This window comes from Paenibacillus terrae (genome assembly GCF_005217525.1).
In the GTDB taxonomy this organism is placed as follows: Bacteria; Bacillota; Bacilli; order Paenibacillales; family Paenibacillaceae; genus Paenibacillus; species Paenibacillus terrae_C.
Genome location: NZ_PNXQ01000005.1, coordinates 678,740 through 705,667, shown reverse-complemented (window position 1 = coordinate 705,667; position 26,928 = coordinate 678,740). Strand labels below are relative to the sequence as shown.

General features: G+C 46.9%; 30 protein-coding genes and 1 tRNA gene. 27 read left to right on the top strand and 4 right to left on the bottom strand.

From position 1 onward, the window contains the following. The first annotated feature begins 84 nt into the window (after positions 1-84). The 4 genes from noc (at position 85) to C1I60_RS06425 (ending at position 3,390) form a co-directional block, all read left to right on the top strand. Positions 85-903 (top strand): nucleoid occlusion protein, encoded by an 819-nt coding sequence (gene noc / locus C1I60_RS06440; protein ID WP_137060974.1) that lies wholly within the window; start codon positions 85-87, stop codon positions 901-903. A gap of 188 nt (positions 904-1,091) precedes the next feature. Continuing rightward, complete coding sequence (locus C1I60_RS06435) at positions 1,092-1,853, top strand: ParA family protein (protein ID WP_025683689.1); 762 nt, start codon at positions 1,092-1,094, stop codon at positions 1,851-1,853. After that, a complete protein-coding gene (locus C1I60_RS06430) occupies positions 1,846-2,688 on the top strand; it encodes a ParB/RepB/Spo0J family partition protein (protein WP_137060973.1) in 843 nt (280 codons plus the stop codon). The genes C1I60_RS06435 and C1I60_RS06430 overlap by 8 nt, the downstream gene beginning before the upstream one ends. 180 nt (positions 2,689-2,868) lie before the next feature. Further along, a complete protein-coding gene (locus C1I60_RS06425; protein ID WP_137060972.1) occupies positions 2,869-3,390 on the top strand; it encodes a DUF4446 family protein in 522 nt (173 codons plus the stop codon). Here C1I60_RS06425 and yyaC read toward each other — a convergent pair. Then, a complete protein-coding gene (gene yyaC / locus C1I60_RS06420; protein WP_137060971.1) occupies positions 3,344-3,949 on the bottom strand; it encodes a spore protease YyaC in 606 nt (201 codons plus the stop codon). The genes C1I60_RS06425 and yyaC overlap by 47 nt on opposite strands. A 310-nt stretch (positions 3,950-4,259) precedes the next feature. On the opposite strand from yyaC, the gene C1I60_RS06415 reads away from it, so the two are divergent. The 3 genes from C1I60_RS06415 (at position 4,260) to C1I60_RS06405 (ending at position 5,591) form a co-directional block, all read left to right on the top strand. Further along, on the top strand, positions 4,260-5,210 hold the full coding sequence (locus C1I60_RS06415; protein WP_137060970.1) for a mechanosensitive ion channel family protein: 951 nt from the start codon (positions 4,260-4,262) through the stop codon (positions 5,208-5,210). Further along, the gene (locus C1I60_RS06410) at positions 5,200-5,424 is read left to right on the top strand and encodes a DUF951 domain-containing protein (protein WP_137060969.1); all 225 of its coding nucleotides are present in this window, start codon (positions 5,200-5,202) and stop codon (positions 5,422-5,424) included. Before C1I60_RS06415 ends, C1I60_RS06410 begins: the two co-directional genes overlap by 11 nt. Before the next feature lie 76 nt (positions 5,425-5,500). Beyond that, positions 5,501-5,591: transfer RNA gene (locus tag C1I60_RS06405), tRNA-Ser, on the top strand. Positions 5,592-5,919: 328 nt separating this feature from the next. Here C1I60_RS06405 and C1I60_RS06400 read toward each other — a convergent pair. Next, entirely contained in the window at positions 5,920-6,180 is a 261-nt protein-coding gene (locus tag C1I60_RS06400) for a hypothetical protein (protein WP_025683695.1), read from the bottom strand. Between the two features lie 228 nt (positions 6,181-6,408). On the opposite strand from C1I60_RS06400, the gene C1I60_RS06395 reads away from it, so the two are divergent. After that, on the top strand, positions 6,409-6,771 hold the full coding sequence (locus C1I60_RS06395; RefSeq protein ID WP_137060968.1) for a hypothetical protein: 363 nt from the start codon (positions 6,409-6,411) through the stop codon (positions 6,769-6,771). A 79-nt stretch (positions 6,772-6,850) separates the two neighbouring features. Here the strand turns inward: C1I60_RS06395 and C1I60_RS06390 are convergent, their stop codons facing one another. Together C1I60_RS06390 and C1I60_RS06385 are read right to left on the bottom strand one after the other, a co-directional pair. Beyond that, positions 6,851-7,168 (bottom strand): hypothetical protein, encoded by a 318-nt coding sequence (locus C1I60_RS06390; protein WP_137060967.1) that lies wholly within the window; start codon positions 7,166-7,168, stop codon positions 6,851-6,853. Between the two features lie 366 nt (positions 7,169-7,534). Next, positions 7,535-7,729 (bottom strand): YjzC family protein, encoded by a 195-nt coding sequence (locus C1I60_RS06385; protein ID WP_137060966.1) that lies wholly within the window; start codon positions 7,727-7,729, stop codon positions 7,535-7,537. Between the two features lie 318 nt (positions 7,730-8,047). Here C1I60_RS06385 and rpsF point away from each other — a divergent pair, with 318 nt between their 5' ends. From rpsF to C1I60_RS06290, 19 genes are all read left to right on the top strand, one after another. Next, complete coding sequence (rpsF, locus tag C1I60_RS06380; protein ID WP_014278989.1) at positions 8,048-8,332, top strand: 30S ribosomal protein S6; 285 nt, start codon at positions 8,048-8,050, stop codon at positions 8,330-8,332. 49 nt (positions 8,333-8,381) lie between these two features. Next, positions 8,382-8,861, top strand: coding sequence for a single-stranded DNA-binding protein (gene ssb / locus C1I60_RS06375; protein WP_069012449.1), 480 nt, complete (start codon positions 8,382-8,384; stop codon positions 8,859-8,861). Positions 8,862-8,882: 21 nt separating this feature from the next. After that, positions 8,883-9,155 carry a 30S ribosomal protein S18 gene (gene rpsR, locus C1I60_RS06370; RefSeq protein WP_013312800.1) on the top strand — a complete coding sequence of 91 codons (273 nt, stop codon included), beginning with the start codon at positions 8,883-8,885 and terminating at the stop codon, positions 9,153-9,155. Between the two features lie 535 nt (positions 9,156-9,690). Continuing rightward, positions 9,691-11,424 carry an ABC transporter substrate-binding protein gene (locus tag C1I60_RS06365; protein ID WP_137060965.1) on the top strand — a complete coding sequence of 578 codons (1,734 nt, stop codon included), beginning with the start codon at positions 9,691-9,693 and terminating at the stop codon, positions 11,422-11,424. A 71-nt stretch (positions 11,425-11,495) separates the two neighbouring features. After that, positions 11,496-12,458: an ABC transporter permease gene (locus tag C1I60_RS06360; protein ID WP_137060964.1), complete on the top strand. Its 963-nt coding sequence runs from the start codon at positions 11,496-11,498 to the stop codon at positions 12,456-12,458. Between the two features lie 11 nt (positions 12,459-12,469). Further along, the gene (gene opp4C / locus C1I60_RS06355; protein ID WP_137060963.1) at positions 12,470-13,393 is read left to right on the top strand and encodes an oligopeptide ABC transporter permease; all 924 of its coding nucleotides are present in this window, start codon (positions 12,470-12,472) and stop codon (positions 13,391-13,393) included. A 13-nt stretch (positions 13,394-13,406) separates the two neighbouring features. Further along, positions 13,407-14,390, top strand: coding sequence for an ABC transporter ATP-binding protein (locus C1I60_RS06350; RefSeq protein ID WP_137060962.1), 984 nt, complete (start codon positions 13,407-13,409; stop codon positions 14,388-14,390). Continuing rightward, positions 14,387-15,352, top strand: a complete 966-nt coding sequence (locus C1I60_RS06345) for an ABC transporter ATP-binding protein (RefSeq protein WP_137060961.1) — start codon at positions 14,387-14,389, stop codon at positions 15,350-15,352. Before C1I60_RS06350 ends, C1I60_RS06345 begins: the two co-directional genes overlap by 4 nt. Positions 15,353-15,530: 178 nt before the next feature. Then, complete coding sequence (locus C1I60_RS06340; protein ID WP_137060960.1) at positions 15,531-16,472, top strand: D-alanyl-D-alanine carboxypeptidase family protein; 942 nt, start codon at positions 15,531-15,533, stop codon at positions 16,470-16,472. 246 nt (positions 16,473-16,718) lie between these two features. Beyond that, positions 16,719-17,777 (top strand): LCP family protein, encoded by a 1,059-nt coding sequence (locus tag C1I60_RS06335; RefSeq protein ID WP_137060959.1) that lies wholly within the window; start codon positions 16,719-16,721, stop codon positions 17,775-17,777. Between the two features lie 46 nt (positions 17,778-17,823). Next, positions 17,824-18,252 (top strand): CBS domain-containing protein, encoded by a 429-nt coding sequence (locus tag C1I60_RS06330; RefSeq protein WP_137060958.1) that lies wholly within the window; start codon positions 17,824-17,826, stop codon positions 18,250-18,252. Positions 18,253-18,437: 185 nt separating this feature from the next. Continuing rightward, entirely contained in the window at positions 18,438-18,740 is a 303-nt protein-coding gene (locus C1I60_RS06325) for a MazG-like family protein (protein ID WP_134911781.1), read from the top strand. 5 nt (positions 18,741-18,745) lie between these two features. After that, positions 18,746-19,663, top strand: a complete 918-nt coding sequence (locus C1I60_RS06320) for a DUF2232 domain-containing protein (protein WP_137061024.1) — start codon at positions 18,746-18,748, stop codon at positions 19,661-19,663. Positions 19,664-19,674: 11 nt separating this feature from the next. Further along, entirely contained in the window at positions 19,675-21,663 is a 1,989-nt protein-coding gene (locus C1I60_RS06315; protein WP_137060957.1) for a DHH family phosphoesterase, read from the top strand. Continuing rightward, a complete protein-coding gene (gene rplI / locus C1I60_RS06310) occupies positions 21,660-22,103 on the top strand; it encodes a 50S ribosomal protein L9 (RefSeq protein ID WP_014278976.1) in 444 nt (147 codons plus the stop codon). The genes C1I60_RS06315 and rplI overlap by 4 nt, the downstream gene beginning before the upstream one ends. A 2-nt stretch (positions 22,104-22,105) precedes the next feature. Continuing rightward, a complete protein-coding gene (dnaB, locus tag C1I60_RS06305; protein WP_014278975.1) occupies positions 22,106-23,464 on the top strand; it encodes a replicative DNA helicase in 1,359 nt (452 codons plus the stop codon). 378 nt (positions 23,465-23,842) lie between these two features. Continuing rightward, positions 23,843-25,129, top strand: a complete 1,287-nt coding sequence (locus C1I60_RS06300) for an adenylosuccinate synthase (protein WP_137060956.1) — start codon at positions 23,843-23,845, stop codon at positions 25,127-25,129. A gap of 243 nt (positions 25,130-25,372) precedes the next feature. Next, a complete protein-coding gene (locus C1I60_RS06295) occupies positions 25,373-26,197 on the top strand; it encodes an ABC transporter permease (protein ID WP_137060955.1) in 825 nt (274 codons plus the stop codon). Positions 26,198-26,246: 49 nt separating this feature from the next. Next, a partial coding sequence (locus tag C1I60_RS06290; RefSeq protein ID WP_434784374.1) for an ABC transporter ATP-binding protein occupies positions 26,247-26,928 on the top strand: 682 nt, incomplete at its 3' end.

Here is a 26,928-nt window from a genome sequence, read left to right as displayed (position 1 = left end):
GGGGCTACGATCCGCGTAAGGAACTGTTTTTCACGAAGCGCTGTTAGTATGGTGCTATTATGAAATTAGGTGGTATTATACGGAATGAAAGAACAATTTTCCAAGCTATTTGGTTTGACGGAGCGATCTACTGGGGACGAAATAAAACAAATTCCAGTTCGGGATATTGTCAGCAGTCCTTATCAGCCCCGCACCATATTTGACGACGAGAAGATTGATGAGCTATGCCAGACCATTAAGACGCATGGTGTAATTCAGCCGATTGTCGTTCGTTTCCGTAATGGACAATACGAAATTATAGCAGGGGAACGTCGATGGAGAGCTGTCACCAAGCTGGGGATGGATACCATTCCAGCCATTGTTCGTGAGTTTAATGATTCACAAGCTGCTTCTATTGCGTTGATTGAGAATCTTCAACGGGAAGGGCTAACAGCGATTGAAGAGGCTGTAGCTTATCAGAAGCTGATTGATCTACATCAGCTCACCCAGGAAAGTCTGGCTCAGCGACTTGGCAAAAGCCAATCCACTATTGCTAATAAGATACGGCTGCTTCACCTCCCAGAGAGAGTGAAAAATGCTCTAATGGAACGGAAAGTGTCCGAACGTCATGCCCGTGCGTTATTGTCATTAGAGACTGAGGAGCTACAGTATAAGGTTCTGGATGAAGTCATCGCCAAGGAACTCAATGTGAAGCAGACAGAGGCGAGAGTCGCCTTTTATAAACAAGTGTCCACGATGAAGAAATCCAAGCGGATTTCCTTTACCAAGGATGTCCGGCTTGCGCTGAATACGATTCGTCAATCCATTGATATGGTGTCTGGCTCAGGCTTGGATATCAAGACCAAGGAATCCGATCATGAGGATCACTATGAGATTGTCATTCAAATTCCCAAACGTAAGTAAGGGATGAAGCGTACAGGCGGCAGCAATTGCCGCTTTTTCTGTCTAACGCCAATTAAAGCCGCAGCATACTCGTATTCTATTCTAAAAATTGCCGTTATCCGTAAGCTAATGATGGAGAATCGTCTTAATAAAGGATTTTGCAATAAAGGAATATAGCAGGATTCCGATTAAATTATGAGGTGAATGAAGTGTCGAAAATAATAGCCGTAGCCAATCAAAAGGGCGGAGTGGGCAAAACAACTACTTCCGTGAATTTGGGCGCCGGACTTGCTTCCCTCGGCAAAAGGGTATTGCTCGTGGATATCGACCCGCAAGGTAATACAACCAGCGGTGTGGGTATCAATAAGGCGGATGTGGCAAATTGCATTTATGATGTACTCATTAATGAGGTTGATCCTAGCGAAGCGATTGTCAGTACACAGATTGAGGGATTGGATATTATTCCAGCCACCATTCAGCTGGCAGGAGCGGAAATCGAGCTGGTACCGACCATTTCTCGTGAACTAAGATTAAAAAGATCGCTTCAGCTCGTCAAGCATAAGTATGATTATATATTGATTGATTGCCCTCCATCGCTGGGGATTTTGACACTTAATTCTTTAACAGCTTCTGACTCGGTCATTATTCCCATTCAATGTGAATATTACGCATTGGAAGGTTTAAGTCAGCTACTGAATACTGTACGATTGGTACAAAAACACTTAAATACCTCGCTGCAAATCGAAGGCGTGCTGTTGACGATGTTTGACGCCCGCACCAATTTGGGTATTCAGGTGATTGAAGAAGTGAAAAAGTATTTTCAAAGCAAGGTTTATCAAACGATTATCCCACGCAATGTGAGACTCAGTGAAGCACCATCACATGGCCAGTCCATTATTACGTATGATCCCCGCTCCCGTGGGGCAGAGGTATATATTGAGTTGGCAAAGGAAGTGGCATCTTATGAGTAAACGGTTGGGAAAAGGACTCGATGCACTCATTCCCTCCCTTACAGTCAATGATGAGGACAAGGTTGTTGACATTCCGCTTAGCCAGTTGCGTGCAAATCCGTACCAGCCTCGAAAAACGTTTGATGAGGAATCAATTAAAGAACTAGCAGAATCTATTCGTCAACACGGTGTTATCCAACCTATTATTGCGCGTAGTGTATTAAGAGGCTATGAAATTATTGCAGGTGAAAGAAGATTTCGGGCTTCCCAATATTGTGGGAATTCGACGATACCTGTGGTTGTTCGCAATTTTACTGATCAGCAGGTAATGGAAATTGCCCTGATTGAGAATTTGCAGCGTGAAAATCTGAACGCTATGGAAATAGCAGTAGCTTATCAGGGATTAATGGATCAGTTCTCATTAACTCAAGAGGAATTGTCCTTGAAAGTGGGCAAATCGCGCTCTCATATTGCGAATTTTCTTCGTTTGCTTGCATTGCCGGAGGAAGTTAAGGATCATGTTTCACGTGGAACATTATCTATGGGACATGCCAGAGCGATTGTTGGGCTTAAAGATCCAGATATGGTGAAGCAATTGGCAACACAATGTATTGAGCAACAATGGAGTGTTCGGGAACTGGAAGAAGCTGTACAACAGTTGGATCATAAGCTTGGTGAAGCGAAGGCCAAGCCCAAAGTGAGAAAAAAGGACCCTTTTATTGATCATATGGAAGAGTCCTTGCGTGAACGTTTTAAAACGACTGTGAAAATCAAGCATAACAAGGATAAAGGTAAAATCGAATTGAATTATTACAGCCAGCAGGATTTGGAAAGATTACTGGAATTATTACAGTAGTCTGTACGAAATAGGACATGTCTCCTTGATCAAAATGGGAAGTGAGATATGTCTTTGCTTTGTCTGGAAGTGAATGGATAAACTAATGGCTCTCTGTTATTTGTTTCGCGGTTCTCAAACGTATAAAATAAGAGGTATGCAGTGACATGATTTTTGAGGTGGAGGAGTAGAAGCAAGCATATGGCTGAATTGAACGGACTATTCATGGAACAGCTTGCCGGAATCGTTGCAGGGATTGTGCTCATTTTGCTCATCCTGTTGATTGTTATTATTGTGCAGGGTGCAAAGTTGAAGAAGATGCGGCGAAAGTATGAAACCATGATGGCAGGCAGCGGTGTCGAGAATTTGGAAACGCTGCTGATTGATTTGAAGGTGCAAATGGATACAATTGAGGATGAGCAGGAAGCCCATCGTGCAAGTATGGAATCGCTACGCAGTAAACTGGCTGGCCTGAAGGGACATATAGGTATCAAACGCTATAATGCCTTTGGCGAGCGAGGGAGCGATCTAAGCTTCTCCATGGCTATTGTAGATGACAATCAGACTGGTATCGTTTTAACAGGTATTTATAACCGGGATGGCTCTTATGTGTATGCCAAGCCCCTGGAAGCGGGGCAGTCAACTTATTCCTTATCCCCTGAAGAGAAAGAAGCCATTACTCTTGCGCAGCAAGCAGGACGGAACGGTAATGCCACTCCTTAATCGCGGAGTATAAGCTACCAGCGATGATATCTGACAATTTCATTACCAGATTTAGTCTTGTATTTTGCAACACAAAGTATTCCATAAAGCCGCCGACGTTAACGATTCCTGTCAAATGGATATCGCCGACCGGCGGTAATTCTTTATTTACCCCCGCTCCAGGCTTCAAAGGCCCGTCGGCAACCTGGATGCATCCGACGCTGGAGGTTTGTCCAAGACATGCGTCTATGCCGATGACATAGGGCCGGTCGTACCGGGTGTGTATGCCGTCCAGTGTTGTTTGCAGATTCATAGCATGTACAGGCTCCTCCAGGGTTCCGTAAAGGTGAAAGAGCGGGCTTTTATAACGTGACAACTGGGTACCTACGAGCGGGCCGAGACAATCTCCAGTAGAACGGTCGGTGCCGATGCAAATAATAACGATATTTTGCAGACTAGGCGCCTGGTGCAAATGGAACAACAAACGATGGATGATGGCTGATTGGATCCCGGGGTCGGTGTGTGATATTTTTAAGCTAAGGGGTTCTTGCCCTGGAATGAAGTCAGATGGATGAGTCATGGAATCTTCCTTTCGCTCTGTAATGGAGTGTGCAGGTTGCGCCCGCTTTATATACACCGTTAGCTGTTGGCATAGCATTGATCAGAAATGAAAACCAGCAGTATAGCTGACTTAGAGAATGATAATTAGCCTGCGGGTAACATTTATTCTCAAGATAGTAGCTAGTATATGGATAAGTGTGGGGTTTTATACTCGGCGAAGTAGATTATTCATAGCAAAATGAATGAAGCCTATAGATGGGCTTATGTAGTAGAAAATAGAATGTGGGAAACCAGAGGATTAGGTCCCTTGTGTAAGGAGGAGCAACTGAATGACCTTAATGCGTTGGTTGGAGAACAATACAGGGACGGCTGCTGTTGTGAAGGATGCGATGCATTGGAAGGATGTTATATGGGAATGGCTTACTGATAGTTCAATGTGGTCGACCTTGTTGTTTGTGGTTTTGAAGATCGTTATTATTTTCATCATCACACGTATTTTTATTCGGGTTATTAATAAGATTATAGATAAGTCGATGCAGCAAAAGGGAGAGAATGGAAGATTTCGCTTGAATACCAGGCGGCTAACAACCGTTGGAGAACTGCTGAAAAATGTAACTAATATCGTATTCAATTTCATTCTGATTATGCTGGTATTGTCTCAAATGGGCATTAATCTCGGGCCTCTGATTGCCGGAGCTGGAGTGCTTGGATTGGCCGTTGGTTTTGGGGCGCAGAGCTTGGTCAAGGATGTGATTACCGGGTTCTTTATCATTTTCGAGGATCAGTTTGCCGTAGGAGATGTTATTCAGACAGGAACCTTCAAAGGTACAGTAGAAGTGATTGGGCTGCGTACAACCAGGCTGGTGAGCTGGAAAGGGGAGGTTTACATTTTACCCAACGGCTCCATTACGACAGTTACGAACTTTTCCATGTCCAACTCGTTGGCGGTGGTGGATGTACCTATGAAGGCAGAACGTACTCTGGAGGAAGCTGTTGGTTTGGTAAAGCAAGCGATCCATGGCATTGAAGAGTCCAATGTGCAGGTACTGAATATACCGGATGTTCTGGGGGTTCAGTCGATGACGACATCAGAGTATATTGTGCGTGTTGTGGCGGAGTGTATGCCGAATACAGGGGCTGCGGTAGAACGTGATATTCAGAATAACATCAAGAAGGCACTAGAGGATGAGGAACATCGTCAGAGCGCGCTAGAGACGGCGGTAACCCTTGAGAAGGAAGACGAGCAAGAAAGAAAAGGGGGAGAGAAGGGTGGAGCGTAAGTCGTTTGAACTGGGGGACATTGTGCAGATGAAGAAGCCCCATCCCTGCGGAACGAATGAAATGGAAATTATCCGTATGGGGATGGATATTCGGATCAAATGTGTCGGTTGCCAGCACAGTGTGCTGATTCCGCGTGCCAAGTTCGAAAAGAATATGAAGAAGGTGCTGCGTTCAAAAGCCAACGCTGACGGGCAGCATTCGGAAACGAACTGAGCCGGGCAGATGAGTGATTTTGGGCAACAATGAACTTGCATCATGGGCACAATGATGATATAATAATCCTTGCTGCGGAAAGGTACCCAAGAGGTCTAAGGGGGCTGACTCGAAATCAGTTAGGCGTCGCAAGGCGTGCGTGGGTTCGACTCCCACTCTTTCCGCCACTAACTTCATTCAATAAATAAACCGATCTCTTACGCCTGTGGCGTAGGAGATTTTTTGATTTATGGAAAAATATATAGCTATATAAACTGAACTTAAAAGTTACCGATGCGCCACTGCGCAGTCGGATAGTGCTTCCCATCGCCACCGCCCCCGGATTTCTAGAATAAAGCCTTTCATCAGGGAGAAATCCGGGGACAAAAGCGACCGCTTCGCTTGTACAGCACCATCCGCCTACTTCGTTTTAAATGTGCATTTTTAAGTTCAGCTTATTCATCATGTAATAAATTTATGTAAACTGATAAAAAATGAGCGCTGCCCCAAAGCGGGTTAGCGCTCATTCTCTATGTTTTTAGGAACGTACTGAATGATGTCTTCAATACCAAAAGTTTTTTCCACACCGTGGCTATGAGCAAATTCATTAATCGCGTTTAAGATATTTACCAGCGTATCTAGCTTAATGGTTTTCGTATCACCACTTGCAAGATCAAGAATAGTCGCAGGTCGTGTTTTGGATTCAACTGCTATTTTGTTCCTCGTAGCTCCGATCTCTTCGAGCGTTTCACTTAATCTAAAGTTGATTTGACCCATGACACAAGCCTCCTTGAGAATAAATTGTTATTAAATTAGTTTTCCTATTGATGTTGTTATTATATCCTATCCTCCCTTTATCGTAAAACTTTTTTCGTATATTCTATTGACGTACTACTTACAGAGTAGTATTATATTATTACTAATAAGGTATTACTAATTAAGTAAAGCATTAATTTTCTTTAGGGAAGAGTGAACGATTTTGAAAGAGGAGAGGAGATTTTATCTATGGATTCATTAAAACTGGAACAGGCGGCTATGGTGTATGGACCTTATGATCTGCCGCATATGTATGAGATATTCGAGGGAGTTGTTTATGAGGGCTGCTATTTCTTTTATCTCGAACATGGCGCTTTGTGTTTACGCCATGTTCAAAAGGTGGAACAGCCGTATCATACACACCTTTATGTAGAAGGAGAGTGTGGCGGGCTTCAACTAGCGAGAGGTGTACAGCGTGAAATTACGGAGGTTGTCACGGACATTATTCAGTGCTGGAGAGATAAGAGTGGACTGGCTTTTTTATTCGATGAATTACTTTGTCTGCCGGGGAGGGGAGATATGGAACTGGACCTTGTGAGGAATAAGGAATAATAGTTGAGGTGCGGATACAATAAAGAAGGTACCCTTTAACAGTGAACGATATCATCTGTTAAAGAACACCCCATTGTTGTTATAGCTGGTTTGGCGGGTAGTTATAGCGTTTTGTTTTTTTCGAGCCGGAGATCATCAGTAGGATGGCTGCGATCAAATGTAGTATCCAGCCCACTACGGGAATCCAAGCCAGTAAAGAAGTGAGTACTCCCCATACAGAGCCGTAGATCGCTTCCTGATTGCGTAACGACAGGATGAGTGTTACTGCATGCAGGATAAGCATGAATCCCAGAGCCGAGTAACCGGTCCCCATAACAATAGCTCCTCCTACAATCGGTACGGCAAGCACCAATTCGAATATACCTGATATCCACTTTAATATTCGAGAATAACTCATCTTAAAACCTCCGTAAAAGTAGGTCTTTGTACTTGGATATATTCTAGCAGAAGGAGCCAGATTAATCTGCATTTTACCAGTATATGCAAAAAGTCCGATCATACAACAAAGGAGGACCTCAAAGGTCCTCCATCGTAGGCGATACATTTTTAACAGGATACGATCTGTCCAATCACATCACGAAACTCGGTGTACTGACAAGCAATACCAGTGTTGAAAAGACAGAGCCCTTTTACACAAACCTAACGCTTCTAATGCCCGGAATGGATATCCTAACAGTTTGTTCGGCTACGTCATCCAACGGAACCACACCTCTCTGTTGTATCGCCTGATTATAATATGGCCCGAATGTCGAGAAAATATACATTAATGAACGCGGGCTTTCGTTTTTTTCTTCCATTTGCGATTATGGTTGGTCGTCTCCGGAAAAGAGTCGCCTCTTTCCAGCGTTACTGACTGCGGATTTTGAATTTCGGTATGAAAGCTTTTTTCGCCCACTTCCATATATACGCCGTCATTTGGGACCTTGTCACCTGGTTCGAATTCGGTTTTTTCACCCATAAGGTTATTCCTCCTTTACTACATGGATTGAACTGCAACGGTTATTGTGCGCCGATATGAGCAGAAACATCCGGGAACAAGCACACTGAATGTCAGAAAAAACCGAGTTCCTTCCTAATATATAGATAAATCTTACTGTACATATAAAATTGTGAAGAATGGAATGTATGAAGCTTATTAGCTGATTTACATCGCATTGACTCAATTGCAGGTTGCAATCAGTTGCTCGATTTGGTAAACTGTTTTAGTGCGAGTTTAGGCTCGTTCCTTGCTCTCAACCGAGATTGAGGGCCTTATGTCCATAAGGAGGTGTAAAGAATGCGCAAATATGAAGTGATGTACATTATTCGTCCTGACATTGAACAAGAAGCTGTTCAAGCGGCAGTCGATAAATTCCAAGGTATCATCTCCAACGGCGGTGGCGAAATTACGAGTCACGATGTAACTAAACGCCGTCTTGCGTATGAGATTAAGAAATTCCGTGATGGTTCTTTCGTTCTGGTAAACTTCACAGCAGAACCTGCTGTAGTTGCTGAGCTTGAGCGTATCATGAAAATTTCTGACGAAGTAATTCGTTATCTCATTACGAACGACGTAGCTTAATTATTGTACGTGATTATGTAATGAACAACGCTCAAAGGAGGGGATTGGATTGTTGAACCGTGTCATTTTGATCGGTCGTTTGACCAAAGATCCAGAGCTGCGCTATACACCGTCTGGTGTAGCAGTAACCCAGTTCACCCTGGCTGTAGACCGTCCGTTTACGAGTCAAGGCGGCGAACGGGAAGCGGATTTCTTGCCGATCGTAACCTGGCGTCAGCTTGCTGAAACATGCGCTAACTATCTTCGCAAAGGTCGTTTAACGGCTGTTGAAGGCCGTGTTCAGGTACGTAATTATGAGAACAATGAAGGAAAACGTGTATACGTGACTGAAATTGTAGCTGATAATGTGCGTTTCCTGGAATCTAACCGCGATGGCGGCAATAGCGGTGGAGCTGCGCGTGAGGAGTCTCCTTTCGGAGGCGGTAACAGCAATAGTGGACGCGGGAATAATAACTCGCGAAACAATCAGGATCCTTTTTCCGATGACGGAAAACCGATCGACATTTCGGATGATGATTTACCATTTTAATTGGGAAAGGACTGACAAAGAATGGGCTTCAGACAAAGAGAAGGCGGAGACGATAACAAAAGACCAGCTCGTCGTGGTGGTCGCAACAAACGTCGTAAAGTATGTTTCTTCACTGTGAACAAAATTACTCACATTGATTATAAAGATACAGACCTGCTTAAAAAATTCATCAGCGAACGTGGAAAAATTCTTCCTCGTCGTGTGACTGGAACAAGCGCGAAATATCAACGTATGTTGACAATTGCGGTTAAACGTTCCCGTCAAATCGCATTGCTTCCTTACACTACTGAATAGTAGTTTGTTGGAAGAGAAAAGAGGCGTTCCCGATTTCGGGGGCGTCTTTTTTTATGATATTTCTTGTTGACAAGAAGTCCCATGTATTGTAACTTACTAATAATACAATCCATGTTTAACCAGTATGCGTAGCTCAGTTTTTCTAGTCGCATTTGTGATTGTACATTCCCCAACTCGCCAGAGTAAACATATCAGATATCTGATATGTTATTTTATATTACATGAAAATTCATATTATTAGTATTTTTTTCTAATATATTTCATAAAATGTACAAAAAATAGATGTTGATCATTTTTACTTTATACAAAAAAGATATTGACGTGATATTATTTTACACTTAAGATAAGCCTTAATAAAAATATAAAGGTTATCAGCACCTAAATTGACCAAGGGTCTAAAACACGTGTTTACGCTATCATTGGTAACGGTAAGGAGGATGCACAGACTTTATTTTCAAACCTCAAGCTTTAATGAATCAACGCAGAAAAGAGACAGGCTGTTAAATAAAAGAACCGACTAAGGGGGATGAACAGAATGGTGCAAACGAAGAAATGGGTTTCTTTGCTTATGATACTGACGCTCGTTGGTGTATTGTTTGCAGGATGTAGCGGAGGGGCTAATGAAGCGCAGCCGGGCAATACGGAGAATAAAACAGAGGGAAAAGAAGGCAGTGCACAAGTCACAGAGGGTGTAATCAAAGCAAGTGATCTGACGCAAAATCCGCCTGGTGCTACGAACCGGAAGGATAACATTGTGGTAGGTATGGTATCACCTAAAGGGGTATTTAACCCGTTATTCTGGCAAACAACTTACGATCTATATGTAGTCAGAACCGTATTTGATTCCTTTTTACAGGTGAAAGCAGATGGTACATACGAAAATAGCTTGGCTGACAAGATTGATGTGTCGCAGGATGGCCTGAAATATACGTTCCACCTGAAACCAGGTGTGAAGTATAGTGACGGAACGCCAGTAACAGTAAAGGATTATGCTTTTGTCCTGAAGGTACTGCATGATCCGAATTACGATGGAGAAAGCGATGTTTTATCTTTTAAGATTAAAGGCGGTAAAGAATATCACGATGGCAAGGCGAATGATATTTCCGGTATCAAGGTCATTGATGATAATACGGTAGAGGTAACCGTTACAGAAGCAACAGCTTATACAAAGGATTTTCTGGGTGAGCAATACTTCATGCCAGAAGCTTATTACGGAAAAGGTTTCAAAAAGGGCAGTCTGGACAGCATCAAGGCGCTTAATAATAAGCCAATCGGCTCCGGGCAGTATGTGCTGAAAAGCTTCTCCCCAGGTCAACAAGTCGTGCTTGAAGCCAATCCTAACTACTTCAAGGGCGCACCGAAGGTAAAATCGGTTATTTTCAAAACGACGACAGACGAAACTAACTTGTCTATGCTGCAAACGGGTGAAACGGATATAGACAATGTTACGGTTACAGAAGATAACGTAGAGGAATTGAAGTCTCTGGGCTTCCTGGACGTGAATATTATGCCGACCAACGGCTACGGATATATTGCATTTAATCACAAAGAAAAGAAATTTCAGGACCCTAAGGTGCGCCAAGCTCTGACCATCGGTTTGAACAGGAAGGAGATTGTGGAAGGGGTGTACGGTCCGTATGCGAACGTCATTAACATTCCACAGTCTACAGAAGCCTGGTCTTATACGGATGAAGGCATTGACAAATATGAGTTTGATACCGCTAAAGCAAAGGCTTTGCTGGATGAGGCTGGCTGGAAGGTTGGAGCGGACGGTATCCGTGAGAAGGATGGTGAAAAGTTTACCATTAACTTCTCAGCGACTGCGGATAATCCAGTAGTAGAGGCCTTGCTGCCGATTATGTCCAACAACTACAAGGAACTGGGCATTAAGCTGAATTCTGAAACACTGGATTTTAACGCGATTATGGATAAAAAAGATACGGGCAAGTTTGATATGTTCTTTGCCGCCTGGGGATTGACACCTGATCCAGATACAACGGTCTACCTGACGAACGGCTCACAAAATGATGTTGGCTACTCCAATAAAAAGGTCGATGAGCTGACGATTGCGGGTAAAAAGGAATTGGATCAAGAGAAACGTAAAGTGATCTACAAGGAGCTGTATCAAGAGCTGAACAAGGATTTGCCAGCCATCTTTTTGTATCAGCGCAGAGATATGTGGCCAGTTAATGGGCGTGTATCCGGCTTAGAAATTACACCATACAAGGATTTTGAATTCAGTCTGTATAACGCTCAACTCGCACAATAAGGATTGCCAATCGTATGCTCAGCTCTCACGGGCTGGGCATATCACTTCTTTATTCGTCTGGAGGAATGATTATGAAGCAGTATATTATTCGAAGACTGCTGCAACTCATCCCCACACTCATTGGCATATCTATTATCGTATTTGCGATTTCAGCCATGGTGCCGGGTGATTATATTACAGCCAAGCAGAACCCGAATATGACCGCCGAAAAGGCACAGCAGCTACGACATATCTACGGGTTGGATAAGCCGGAGTACCAACGCTATTTTATATGGGCCGGTAATATGTTGAAGGGGAATATGGGGGACTCATTACAGCATAAGCAGCCAGTAACGAAGGTCATTGGCAATTATGTATGGAACTCTTTTATTATCGCTTTTTTCAGTCTTATTTTTAGCTGGCTGATTGCGGTTGTTGCCGGGGTATTTTCAGCCAAATTCCAATATTCGCTATTCGATAAGTTCGTTACGTTATTCATATTTGTGTGTATGTCGCTGCCGTCTTTCTTTATCGGTCTTTTGGTGATCAAAATATTTGCACTGGAATGGGGTATCCTTCCAGTTGGCGGCATGACAACTGCAGGGATGGAGTCAGGCTCATGGGCTTATATTGTGGATGTTCTCAAGCATATGTTCCTGCCAACGCTCGTGCTTACGATGCTGAGCACAGGCAGCCTGACGCGGTATTTCCGTACAGGTATGCTGGAGGTTATTCGTCAGGATTATATTCGTACCGCACGCGCTAAAGGCTTGAAGGAACGGACGGTTATTTTCAAGCATGCGTTGCGCAACGCACTAATTCCGGCGATCACGCTGCTTGGCTTTGAGCTGCCCGCTTTATTTGGCGGGGCGATGATTCTGGAAAAGGTATTTGTGTGGCCGGGTGTGGGGCAGGTCTACCTGGAGTCGATCAGTATGCGGGATTATCCGTTTATGCTAGGCTTCACTATTTTCCTGGCGGTCCTTACGCTCATCGGTAATTTGCTCTCGGATGTATTGTATGGCATGGCAGATCCAAGAATTCGCTTGAAGTAGGAGGGATACTATTGCCCGCAGAAACAGTCACGATTGAAACTAACCCAAAGGCGGCGATCCGTCCTGAAGCGTCTCCATGGAGAATCGCCGTTCGCCGTTTTAACCAGAACCATTTGGCTTTGGCCGGACTCATTATATTGATTCTTATGGTGATTATTTGCACATTTGGACCGATAATTTCACCTTATCATCTGGATGATTACAAGCTGTCTGACAAAAATTTGGCCCCGAATGCCCAGTACTGGCTCGGTACGGATAAGTTTGGCAGAGATATTTTGCTGCGTACGATGCTGGCTGGCCGTATTTCGTTGACGGTGGGGCTGGTGGCCACGTTTATTTCGGTCGTGATCGGTGCGACGTTGGGTGCAATGGCAGGATTCTATCGCAAGGGCGTGGATACGATCATTATGCGGATTGCCGATATTTTTATGGCATTGCCTACCTTGCCGCTGCTGATTATTTTAGGTGCTGTTCTGTCTGATTTGAAGGTTGATCCAGCGAACCGGATTTATTTTCTGATGCTCATTATCGGGATCTTGAGCTGGACGAGCTTGTCCCGTCTGGTCAGGGGACAAATCCTTACGCTGCGTGAGCAGGAGTTCATGCAGGCGACGGAAGCGCTCGGCTTGAGAGACCGCCGCAAAATATTCCGTCATCTGCTGCCGAATACGATTCCTACGATTATTGTTACGGCTACGCTCGGGGTAGCCGGGGCGATTATCACGGAGTCTGCGCTCAGTTACCTGGGGATCGGCGTTGTGCCGCCCACACCTTCGTGGGGAAATATGATTTCGGCTGCGAACAATCTGATCGACTTCCGCAAACGGCCTTGGATATGGGTTCCACCGGGAATGTGTATTTTGATTACGGTTGTAGCGATTAACCTGATTGGCGACGGTTTGCGCGATGCACTGGACCCTAAAATGAAGAAGTAGGAGACGAACGTTTATGGAAAATGCTTTGATTGAATTTCGTAACCTGAAAACCCACTTTCATACCTCCAGCGGAACTGTCAAAGCGGTCAATGACGTCAGTTTTAAAATACGTGAGGGTGAAACGCTCTGTGTGGTAGGAGAATCGGGCTGCGGCAAAAGTGTAACGGCCATGACGATGATGCGACTGATTGATTCCCCCCATACCTCAGACGGTGAAATCTGGTTTGAGGGCAAAAACCTGTTAACGCTGAATAAAGGTCAGATGCAGCAAATTCGCGGCAATGACATTTCAATTATTTTTCAGGAGCCGATGTCTTCTCTGAATCCCGTCCTTACCATTGGAGAACAGATTACGGAGCCGCTGCTGATGCATACATTAATGAGTAAAAAGGAAGCACGCACCCGGGCGATTGAGCTGATCAATTTGGTGGGTATTTCGCGTTCGGAGGAAATATTTCATTCGTATCCGCATGAACTGAGCGGTGGTATGCGCCAGCGGATCATGATTGCTATCGCATTGAGCTGTAATCCGAAGCTGCTGATTGCGGATGAGCCGACAACGGCGCTGGACGTTACCATTCAGGCGCAAATCCTCGATCTGATGCGAGATTTGAAGGATAAGCTCAAAACGTCCATTATGCTGATTACGCATGATCTAGGTGTTGTGGCAGAAATGGCCGATTATGTGGTCGTCATGTATGCCGGGAACGTGATTGAAGAGGCCCCCGTCATTGAGCTGTTCAAGAATCCGCAGCATCCATATACGCAAGGGTTATTGAAGGCGAAGCCCGTCATTAATCAGAAGATTGATCGGCTGTATTCGATCCCTGGTCAGGTTCCCAACCCGATTGAGCTGGAGGAAAACTGTCATTTTCATGATCGGTGTGCGCAATGTATGCAAATCTGTAAGGATCAGGCCCCTCCCCTGCACGAAAAGAAGAACGGTCATAAGGTTGCCTGCTGGCTATATGAGGAAGAAGGAGGGCAACGGGGATGAGCGAGCCTTTAATTCAAGTGGAAGGTCTGAAAAAATATTTCCCGATCACAGGCGGGATTTTTCAGCGTACTGTGGGACATGTGAAAGCGGTCGATGATGTGTCTTTTAACATCCATAAGGGAGAGTCCTTCGGTCTGGTAGGAGAATCCGGTTGTGGCAAAAGCACGATTGGGCGTACGATTCTCAGACTGATGGATAAGACAGAGGGCTCGGTGCGATACAAGGGAGAGGACTTGCACGCGTTAAGCAAGGAGCAGATTCGTGCGCTTCGTCCGAAGCTGCAAATTGTCTTTCAGGACCCTTTTAGCTCATTGAACCCGAGAATTAAGGTGGGCGAAGCCATCGGGGAAGCACTGTTGGATCACGGATTGATTGACCGTAGCAAGCTGCGGAAAAAGGTGAACGAGACGCTGGATATCTGCGGGCTATCCTCCTATCACTATGATCGGTATCCGCATGAGTTCTCTGGTGGTCAGCGTCAGCGGATCGGGATTGCACGGGCTTTGATTTTGAATCCTGATTTTATCGTGGCTGACGAGCCGGTATCTGCACTTGATGTGTCTATTCAGGCTCAGATCATTAACTTGTTAAGTGATTTGCAGCAGGAACGGCAGTTGACGTATCTGTTCATCTCGCATGATCTGAGTGTGGTCGAGCATCTATGCAGCCGTATCGGTGTGATGTATCTAGGCTCGATGGTGGAGCTGGCTTCCAAAGAGGAGCTGTTCCGCAATCCGCTTCATCCGTATACGAAGGCGCTGCTGTCGGCGGTTCCCATTCCCGATCCGACGATCAAGAGACAACGAATTGTACTAAAAGGGGACATTCCTTCCCCGGCAAATCCGCCGTCAGGCTGCAAGTTCCATACACGTTGTCCTATGGCGGAGGCCCGTTGTAAAACGGAAATTCCGGCGTATCGGGATGCGGGCGATCAGCATTTTGTGGCCTGTCATTTTGCCTAGAACCATAGTAGAAAGCCTTTTTGAATCATTTGATTTATAAAAATCTGTCAGCCTGCAAGCAGGAATTGGCGGGTTTTTTTCTGTGGAGTGGAAAAGACAAAAAAATTACATCTTTTTTTCGAAAAGTTGCAGACAAAATGGATTTTTCATCGTCTAATAAAGTATGGGGGTTATTACGATGATGAAAAAATACTGGTTACGTTGGGCTATTGTGGTCCCGGTACTTATTATATTGATTTTTATTACACTTGGACCAAGGCTGCTGGTCGGTAAGCCGGATGTGGATGCAGGAGCCGCGGTGCTGATGGACATGCAGACGGGAGAATTGTTGATGGATGTGAATGGCGATACGCCTATGCCTTCCGCAAATATGTCCAAGCTCATGACCGAGCTGCTGGTGCTGGAGGATATTCGTGCCGGGCGTTTAGGCTGGAATGATGAAGTGAAAATCAGTCGTTACGCAAGTACGGTGGGTGGTGTAAATCTGTCACTCCGGTATGGTGAAAGGCTGACGGTGTCCGAACTGTTCCAGAGCATGGTTGTGTATTCGGCTAATGACGCGGCTGTGGCACTGGCGGAGCGCTCGGCGGGCAATGAACCGGCTTTTGTGAAGCGTATGAACGACAAGGCGGCTAAGATTGGATTGACGTCCTACAGCCGATTCAGCAATGCATCAGGAGCGGGGCAGAGTGAGCTGGGTCCTAACCATCCCGAGAATATTCGGGGAGAAACGCAAATGACGGCAAGCGATACGGCGAAGCTGGCCTCCTACCTGATTACGTCGCATCCGGAGATTTTGAGAACGTCCAGTCGTACACAGATGGAATTGAAGGATAAGGGCATCTATATTAGTAATACGAACTGGATGCTGCCTTCCTTGGCGGGACCCTACTCTTACGCAGGAACGGATGGGCTGAAAGCGGGATACACCAGCGATGCGGGATATTGCTTCACCGGCACAGCCGAACAGCATGGCAGAAGGCTGGTAGCTGTGGTGCTGGGGGCGCCGAGCAAGGAGGAACGCTTCGAGCAGACACGGAAGCTGTTCGACTATGGTTTCGCTCTGTTCACCTCTTTCCCCGTAAGGGTGCAGAATTTAGTGAAGCTGGCTCCGCGCTAAGGTAAGGAACGATTTTAAAAGCTACTTAGGATACTGGCTATAACATCAAGCAAGGCTTTGACCGTGAGGGGAAGCCTTTTTTTGCGTGGATGTGGTGACGAGGGTCTGACTACGTACGACATGGCACTTTTGACAACAAGGTAGCAGACCTTTTATGCTGTGGGGGGAAGTTTCCGCTTCATAAGAGCCAAATTCGGTTTAATGAAGAGATGGGATTTATCGACGTAAAGAAGGAAGGAAACTGTTATGGAGCGAAGACATAGGAGAAGGACAGGCGGTAAGCCCAAGAATAAAAAAAGGTTTACCGCTCTATATATTTCATGTATTGTTTTGTTTCTGATTGCGGTGGGAGGATATCTGTTCCGTAAACAGCTAACGCTGGTGGCCTTTGACTGGTTTGTATCTCCGACGTTGGAGAGCAAGCTGGAGAAGTCCTTTCAGCCGCGCCAGTCGGAGGGACAGAAGCAGCCGGAGCCGGTTGCTTATCGGAAAGAGCCGTTTTCGGTGCTGCTGCTCGGTACGGACCAAAGGCCGAACGAGAAGGCGCGTGGCCGCTCGGATACGGTTATTTATGCGGCTGTACGGCCTGCAGAATCGCGTGTGCTTCTGGTTTCCCTTCCAAGGGATACGTATGTCCAGATTGTCGGACATGATCCAAATCATGACGGTGAGGATGATTTTGATAAGTTGGGGCATGCTTATGCGTTCGGAGGCGAGGATATGTCCATAGCTACGGTAGAGAAGCTGATGGAGCATAAGGCCGATTATTATGCTACGATTAATTTTCAGGGTATTCAGGATGCTGTAAATGCGGTGGGTGGGGTTGAGCTTCCCATCGATAAGCCGATTGAGAATAAAAATCCGCTGCATATCAAGTTCCGCATCGAGGCGGGCAAGCCGCTTTATAATGGTGAAGAAGCGATGTATTATGTTAGATATAGGGAAGACAGCGACTTTAACCGTACCAAACGGCAGCAAATTTTTCTGAATGCAATGGCAGATAAGCTGCTGAATATCAACGGGATTTCCAAGCTTCCGGAGCTGCTCGATATTATGGGAGCCAATTTCAAGACGGATATGGAGCCTACTTTTATTACAGGGCTTGGCAAGCAGGTCATTTCGCAGAGTCAACCACAGATTTCAAGCTTTACGATTACGGGGGAAGGTTTCAAGAAGAAGGGCCTGTATTATGACCGAGCCAATGAAAAGGAACTCGAATATGCCAGACTCATGATCGCAAACTGGCTGGATTCCGGCACAACCCCGCAGACGCTGAAGCTTCCCGACAAGCAGGACATTCAGTGAGTAATCATTTGATTTTACAATTGATCTTGAGGGGGATTCTTTTCTCATGAATATCGCTTTTTTCTTGCTTCCCAAACAAGAGGTTGCTTTTGTAATGGCGGATGCAACTTTACGGCAAACGTTGGAGCGAATGGAGTATCACCGTTTCACGGCGGTTCCGATTTTGGATAAGGAAGGTAGATATACCGGCACGGTTACAGAGGGTGATCTGCTGTGGCATATGAAAGAATCTGAGGGGAAGATCACCTTTGAAAACGCTTCGAAGTTTATGCTCAAGGACGTCCCGCTTCGGGTTTCAATAAAGCCGGTGTCCATTGATGCCAATATGGAGGATCTAATTAATTTGGCTAAGGTGCAGAACTTTGTACCTGTTGTGGATGATATGGAACGGTTTATCGGCATTGTCCGCCGTAGCCAGATTATTGAATATTGTGAAAAATTCGTGTCCAGAGAATCGCTTAACTCGTCATCTTAAAGCAAGCAGTGTAGCTGCGCAGAACAATAATGCTACGGACAGCAGTGGTGAAAAAGAGCTTAAAGTAAGCAGGCATAGCTGCGCTGAAAATAACGATTTACCCTATGGGGTAACAGTTATTTTCAGAATAGGATATGCTATAATGGAGAATAAAGCTTTTTCAGAGGGGTGTGACTCTTCATCATATGCCTAAAGAACTGGATGTAGTTAAACGAGCCAAGGTGATTGAATGGCTCAAAACTGAGGTGCTTGAACAGGTATCTCGTCTGTTTAAAGCGATGTGGGAAGGCAGTACAGCCCGCATTGGCGATTGTTTGGCGAGTCTGATGATGAGCAGTTATATTTTGGGAAGACGTCTTGGGGTGTCTTATCGTGAATTGGATGATCTCCTCATCGACAAGCTAAGAAAGCACAGAAAAGAAGGACACCAGCTGGAGGATTGGTATCAGGACATATCCGCACTGGAAGAACATATGCGTAAGAGGTGAAAACTTTGAAATTCCGCTTGGCAACTGTAGCATGGAGCGTTATTTATTTGCTTCTGCTGCTGTCTCTATTGACACCCTTAAGAATCTTTACCGTATTTTTGCTGATTGTGCCTGGCGTTGTATTGTTTTCATCGCTGCCTTTCAAGGGATTTCTGATTCATGTCATACCGGTGCTGTTGATTATAGCGCTACAAGATGTATATTTGCTGCTTCCCGCGATTTATTTTCTAATCCCCGCATTGTTGATGGGACGGGTTTATAAAAAGGGAGCATCTGCTTTTCAGGCACTGATGACCGGAACGGGTGTGGTTTTAGCCGAGTTGTTGGTTGTACTGCTCATCGCCACGTATACCTTCGGGTTTGATCTTTCCCAGTATCTTCGTGATCAGGCTGCTATATCGGCAAATCTGGTACAGCAAATCTTAAATGGAAATGCGATGCTTCCAGGCATGAATTGGACAGCAGAAGATACACAGAGACTCGGTACGATGATGATTGGCAAAGTTCCATATGTGCTGATCCTGACCTCATTTTTACTGGCTGTGATCACGCACGCTCTGACGCGTCCGGCATTGAGTAGCCTAGATGTGCCTGTACGCAAAATGAAGCCTGCTCGGGAATGGAGACTGCCACGAGCGCTCATCTGGTATTACCTGCTGGCGATTGTGTTTGAGTGGATAGCTATGTCCTCTGACAGCAGTTGGGTCCAGGCGGTTTCTGTTAGTATGTTGCCGCTGATCCATGCGTGCTTTATTATCCAGACGATCGGCTTTATTCACTTCTGGACACATAGCCGTAACATGAGACCTGTCATCGCGGTGCTGCTGTCAATTGTCGTTCTGGTGTTCCAGCCGCTACGCATTATCGGTATTATTGATTTGGCCTTTCCGCTGCGTGAAGCTATTACAAGATCAAAGAAATAGGGTGAACAGTCATGCCTAAATTTCTACAAAAACGCTGGCACGGCTATCATACTGTCTGGGCGTTTTTACTGCTGCTGGTGCTTGTCATATGTATTTCCATGTATAACTGGGAACTGGGTGTGATGGGACTGCTGCTGTCATTCTTGCTCGGCGGGCTGATGCTGAAGACGGAATTGGATTTCCGTCGGGAACTGAATCAATATATCAGCGGCCTTTCCTTTCGCATCAAGCGGGTGGAAGGGGAAGCGGTCAGCTCACTGCCGTTCGGCATCATTTTATACAGCGAAAATCGAACGGTAGAATGGCACAATCGGTTCGCTGGGGAAATGTTCGAGGACCAATCACTGATAGGCGAGCCGCTCCAGGACCTTTTTCCCCAGCTGGCAGGGGCTTTGGGTGCCAAAAAGGAAACGAAGGAGCTTGTTCGTGAGCTAAAGGTAGAGCTACAGCATGATGAGCGCTATTATCAGTTCCTCATCGTGCTGGATGAGCGTCTGATTTATTTGTATGAAGTAACGGAGCTGGCGGTGCTGCGCAAGCAGTATGAGAACGAGCGGCTGGCGCTCGGCATCGTTATGCTTGATAATATGGATGAAGCTGCTCAGGGAATGGACGATCAGCAGCGTACCGCGCTTATTGCGAAGGTGTCGAGCGAGATCACAGCATGGGCGAACCAGTACAATATTTATTTGCGCCGTTTGTCATCCGAGCGCTATCTCATCATGCTGAATCACAAGGCGCTTCAGGAGCTGGAGCAAAGTCGATTCGTCATTCTGGATACGGTGCGGGAAATGACGGCCGATTTGAAAGTGCCGATGACACTGAGCATCGGTTTGTCCTTCGGCGCGGATAGCATCAAGGAGCTGGGTGAGCTGGCTCAGTCCAGTCTGGATATGGCGCTCGGACGGGGGGGCGACCAGGCGGCGGTGAAGGCCGGACAGCGTCTATCTTTTTACGGCGGCAAGTCCAATGCTGTCGAAAAGCGTACACGGGTGCGCGCGCGGGTCATTGCGCATGCGCTGCGCGACCTGATGCAGGAGAGCGACCGCGTGCTGATCATGGGGCACAAAATACCGGACATGGATGCACTGGGAGCAGCCATCGGGGTGTGGAAGGCGGCAGCGCTCTACAACGTAGAGGCGCACATCGTGCTGGATAAATCCAATCCGTCCATCGACCGGATGATGGAGCAGGTGAACAAGGACGAGAATCTGTCGGCAGCGCTCATGACGCCGGAGCAGTCGCTCCAACTGATGACTGAGCACAGCCTGCTGGTCGTGGTGGATACGCACAAGGCCTCGATGACGATTGAGCCCAAATTGGTGCAGACGGCGAGCAGGGTGGTCGTTGTAGACCATCATCGTCGGGGCGAGGAGTTTATTAACGACTCTGTTTTGATTTATTTGGAGCCGTATGCGTCGTCGACTTGCGAGCTGGTGACAGAGCTGCTGCAATATATTCATGAGAAGGTTCAACTGACGCCGCTGGAGGCGACATCGCTGCTTGCGGGGATTACGGTGGATACCAAGCATTTTTCCTTGCATACAGGCTCGCGGACGTTTGAGGCTGCCGGTTTTTTGCGGCGTAGCGGGGCGGATACAGTGATGATCCAGCGCTTGTTAAAAGAGGACCTGGATGAATATATTGCTAAGGCGGAAATTATTAAGCATGCTAAAATGATATATGGGCACATCGCGCTTGCGGTGACAGAGCCCGGACAGAAGATACCGCAGCTCCTGATTGCTCAGGTGGCGGATTCATTACTCAATATGACGGATGTACTGGCCTCTTTTGTGGTCAGTGAACGTCCTGACGGCCTGGTGGGGATCAGCGCCCGTTCACTCGGACGCATGAACGTACAGGTCGTCATGGAACGGCTAGGCGGCGGAGGACATCTGACGAATGCGGCGGTTCAGCTGGATTGTCCGCTGGAGGAAGCCAAACGCAGAGTGGTCGACGTGCTGGCCGAAATTGATGGGGAAGAGGGGTTATTTGAATGAGAGTGATTTTTATTAAAGATATGAAGGGCCAAGGCAAGAAGGGTCAAATTAAGGAAGTATCGGACGGGTACGCAGCGAATTTCCTGCTGCCGCGCGGTATTGCCCGCCCGGCGACGGAAGGGAATATGAAGACGCTGGAGAACCAGAACGCTGCTGAGGAAAAGCGCAAGCAAGAGGAAAAGGAAGAGGCGCAGGCACTCGGCAAAAAGCTGGAATCCACAACTGTTCAGCTTAAAGCAAAAGCTGGTGAAGGCGGTCGACTGTTCGGCGCAATTACAAGCAAGCAAATCGCGGAAGCGGTCGCTGCAACGGGGATTAAGCTGGACAAACGCAAAATCGAGCTGGAAGAACCGATTCGTACGTTGGGCGTGACTCAAATGACCGTTAAGCTTCATCCTGAGGTCAAAGCTACGCTGAAGGTACAGGTGACCGAAGAATAATTATGGGCGGCGAATTTTTCGATCGGATTCCTCCGCAAAATCTGGAGGCAGAACAGGCGGTTATCGGGTCCATTTTGCTCCAGTCCGAAGCACTGATTACAGCGATGGAGCGGGTGCAGACCGAGGATTTTTACGATAAGGCTCACCAGATGATTTACGAAGCGATGATTGAGCTGGGTGAATCTGGACAGCCGATAGACTTGGTTACACTGACCTCGAAAATTCAGGACAAGGGTCAGCTGGAGGATATCGGGGGCGTCAGCTATCTGGCGAAGCTGGCTCACGGGGTGCCGACAGCGGCTAACGTGGATTACTACGCTCAGATTATTGAAGAAAAGGCGATGCTCCGCCGATTGATTCGTGCAGCCACGCAGATTGTGAGCGAAGGCTATAGCGGCGGCGAGGACGTCGCTGGTATGCTGAGCGATGCCGAGCGCAAGATTATGGAGATCTCCAACGGACGCTCGGGCAGCGGTTTTATTGCCATCCGCGATGTCGTGATGGAAGTGTTCGATCGGGTCGAACTGCTGCATCAGAACAAGGGTAATACGACCGGGATTCCGTCCGGCTTTGTTGACTTGGACAAGATGACAGCGGGTTTCCAGCGCAATGATCTAATCATTGTAGCAGCCCGTCCATCCGTGGGTAAAACGGCGTTCGCCCTGAATATTGCGCAAAACGTTGCAGTTCGGGCAAAGGAGACGGTTGCTATCTTCAGTCTGGAAATGTCGGCGGCCCAGCTCGTTCAGCGGATGATCTGCGCCGAGGCCAATCTGGACGCGAACGTCATGCGGACAGGTGATTTTAAAGGCGACGACGATTGGGCGAAGCTGACGATGGGCATTGCGGCCTTGTCGGAGGCTGAAATCTATATCGATGATACGCCCGGTATTACGGTTGCGGATATCCGTGCCAAGTGCCGTCGTCTCAAGACGGAAAAGGGACTCGGCATGATTGTGATCGACTACTTGCAGCTTATTCATGGGCGCGGGAAGTCGGGCGAGAATCGGCAGCAGGAGGTATCCGAAATTTCACGGACCTTGAAGCAAATTGCCCGTGAGCTGGAAGTGCCTGTCATCGCCCTTTCCCAGCTAAGCCGGGGTGTAGAGCAGCGTCAGGACAAGCGACCGATGATGAGTGACTTGCGGGAATCTGGTTCCATTGAGCAGGATGCTGATATCGTCGCGTTTCTGTACCGGGATGATTACTATAATCAGGAAACGGAAAAGAAAAATATTATTGAGATTATCATTGCCAAGCAGCGTAACGGCCCGGTCGGTACGGTAGAGCTGGTGTTTCTCAAAAATTATAATAAATTCGCCAATTACGAGCGCGCTCATTCGGATGCATTCGCTGGCTAGTGGAATGATATATTTGAAAAAAGGCTCTTTCGACGCGGTTCCGCGATGTCGAAGGGGCCTTTTACACACGGTATTCATATGTTTTCATATAAGGACCGAAACTCTCAATTACGAACAATACTATTTTCATGTGATATAATGTTCGCTTTTTATTTGACTTTGAAAAATGGTGCTGTTACACTTATAGTGCTGCTTCAACGCAGTGGGGAGATCATTACGCCCGGGGCTTTCCGTACCTACGGAATGTCTGCGACGGACGTTTTTTCCTGCTGTCCGAGAACGTTCTATATCTGTCCGCTCAGGCGGTTTAAGTCAGATATACGTAGCGCGTCAGCCCAAAATCAGAGTGTCTGTGGGCACTCCACGGAGGAATGAAACATGTCAACTGTAGTCGTTGTGGGAACACAATGGGGAGACGAAGGCAAAGGTAAAATTACGGACTATCTGGCGGAAAGCGCTGAAGTGGTGGCCCGTTACCAAGGCGGAAACAATGCTGGTCATACGATTCTCATTGACGGTAAAAAGTACAAGCTGAGCCTGATTCCATCCGGCGTTTTTTATGAAGATAAAAAGTGTGTCATTGGCAACGGCATGGTAGTTAATCCGGCCGCTCTTATTGAAGAAATTACTTACATTCACGATAATGGCTTTTCTACGAAAAATCTGGTCATTAGCGACCGTGCACATGTTATTATGCCATACCACATCACGTTGGATGTGCTGGAAGAAGACCGCAAAGGACCTAACCAAATCGGTACGACGCGTAAAGGGATCGGCCCTGCTTATATGGATAAAGCTGCACGTAATGGTATTCGTATTGCTGATTTGCTGGATGCAGAGGAATTCGAAAAGAAGCTGCGCCATCAAACAAAAGAAAAGAATCATATGATTGAACAAGTATATGGCGGCGAGCCGCTGGATGTAGAAGAAATACTGAAACAGTATCTGGAGTATGCTGAATTTATCCGTCCTTATGTAGGAGATACGTCTGTTGTGTTGAATGATGCGATTGATGCGAATCAAAAGGTACTGTTCGAGGGCGCGCAAGGCGTTATGCTCGATATCGACCAAGGTACGTATCCGTACGTTACATCCTCCAACCCGTCGGCTGGCGGCGTATGTATCGGTTCCGGTGTAGGCCCGTCCAAGATTCAACAAGTCATCGGTGTAGCTAAATCCTACACAACTCGTGTCGGTGACGGTCCGTTCCCAACGGAACTGAATGATGAAATCGGTGATTACATCCGTGAAACAGGCCATGAGTACGGTACCGTTACAGGTCGTGCTCGTCGTGTTGGCTGGTTCGACAGTGTAGTTGTGCGTCATGCGCGTCGTGTCAGCGGACTTACAGGTCTGTCCTTGAACTCGCTGGACGTATTGACAGGTCTGAAAACGGTGAAAATTTGCACAGGCTACAAGTATCGCGGTGAGGTGATTACGCATTATCCGGCTAGTTTGAAAATGCTGGCGGAGTGCGAGGCCGTATACGAGGAACTACCAGGCTGGAGCGAAGACATTACTGGCGTGAAAACGCTGGAGGAATTGCCTGAGACTACTCGTAATTACGTACAACGTGTATCTGAGCTGACAGGCATTCCAATTGCAATCTTCTCTGTTGGTCGTAACCGTGACCAAACGAACCAGGTGCTTCCGATTTATCTGTAAACCAGCGGAATCGTTTTATCTGTTAAGGCGTTACGCCTATTCAATTGTATAGCTATTCCTGCACGTTCAAGGAGAGAGAGGCTGTTAAAGCCTCCCTCTCCTTTTTTAATGTAAAAAGCGTTCCTCTGATTTCCGCCCCCTTTACAAAATCTTATCGCCCATGTCGATTTGTGATAACAAACCCTCTCTATAATCCAGATAGAAAGAGATTCGGACGTCTAGACGTCTTGAGAGGGATGAATTATGAACTGGTATCTTCGCTCACTTGGCACACGCAAAATTGTGGAGTTCATCGTGCTCGTTATTTTCGTCATTTTTTTCCTGGGGCCGTTAACTAATTTATTGCTGCTGGCAATTTCGGGAAAATGGCAGTATCCTGCACCGCTGCCACAGAGCTTGTCACTGGAATGGTGGAAGTTTGTATTAACGCAGGATGATGTGCTCAGCTCCATATCTCTATCCTTCCTGATCGCTATTACCGTTACAGTCTGCTCGATTATCGTATGTGTTCCCGCTGCCTACGCCTTCGCGCGGATTTCGTTTCCACTTAGCAAGTGGTTTTTGTTTTCATTTTTGCTCACGCATGCTTTTCCGAAAATGGGATTGTACGTGTCTATCGCGGTGTTGTTCTACAAATTCGGGCTGATGAACACCTTTACGGGCATTGTATTGATCCACATGGTGAACACGCTGATGTACATGACCTGGATTCCTTCCTCTGCGTTCCGCAGCGTCCATCGCGCTCAAGAGGAATCTGCCCGGGATGCCGGGGCGGGACCGTTACGGGTGTTCTGGAAAATTACGTTCCCCATGGCGCTGCCCGGCATTGTGGTCGCTTCCATCTTTACATTTCTCGCTTCATTAGATGAGGCTCAGGGAACGCTGCTCGTCGGGACACCGGACTATAAAACGATGCCTGTCATTATGTATTCCATTATTGCGGATTATCCGAGTACTACGGGTGCTGTATTCTCCGTCATTTTGACTCTGCCCACGGTGATCCTGCTGCTGGCCGCAAGGCGTTTCGTAAGCGCGGACGTGCTGGCTGGCGGATTCCAGGTGAAGTAATGCGACTGAAATCGAATTTTGCAAAATCCTGAAAAAGGAGCCAAAGCTAATGTCCATTCAATTATCCATTCGTGAGTTAACCAAACGCTTTAAGACGGGAGACGGAGTCAAGGGCATCTCACTTGACGTGATGAAAGGGGAGCTTGTAACCCTGCTCGGTCCTTCCGGCTGTGGTAAAACAACCGTGCTTCGCTCCATTGGCGGTTTTCTGGACCCGGACAGTGGCGACATTCAGATTCAGGGTAAAAGTGTGCTCAAGCTGCCACCTGAAAAACGCCCAACCGCTATGGTGTTCCAAAGCTATAATTTGTGGCCGCATATGACGGTGTATGACAACCTTGCTTTCGGGTTGAAGATTCGCAAGGTGAAAAAGGCCGAAATCGACCGCCAGGTAAAGGAAGCGCTGGCGCTGGTTCGGCTGGAGAGCGCAGAGCGTAAAACGCCGGGGCAGCTCTCGGGCGGTCAGCAGCAGCGGGTAGCGCTCGCTCGGGCTCTGCTGCTCAAGCCGGATGTATTGTTGCTGGACGAGCCTTTTTCCGCGCTCGATGCCAAGCTGCGCATGGAGATGAGGGAGGAGCTGCGCGACATCCAGACCCAGACGGGGATGACGATGGTGTTCGTCACCCACGATCAGGAGGAGGCGCTGTCCATTTCCGACCGGATTGTTGTTATGAATGCGGGGCGGATTGAGCAGCTATCGTCGCCACAGGAGATTTATGATAAGCCACAGT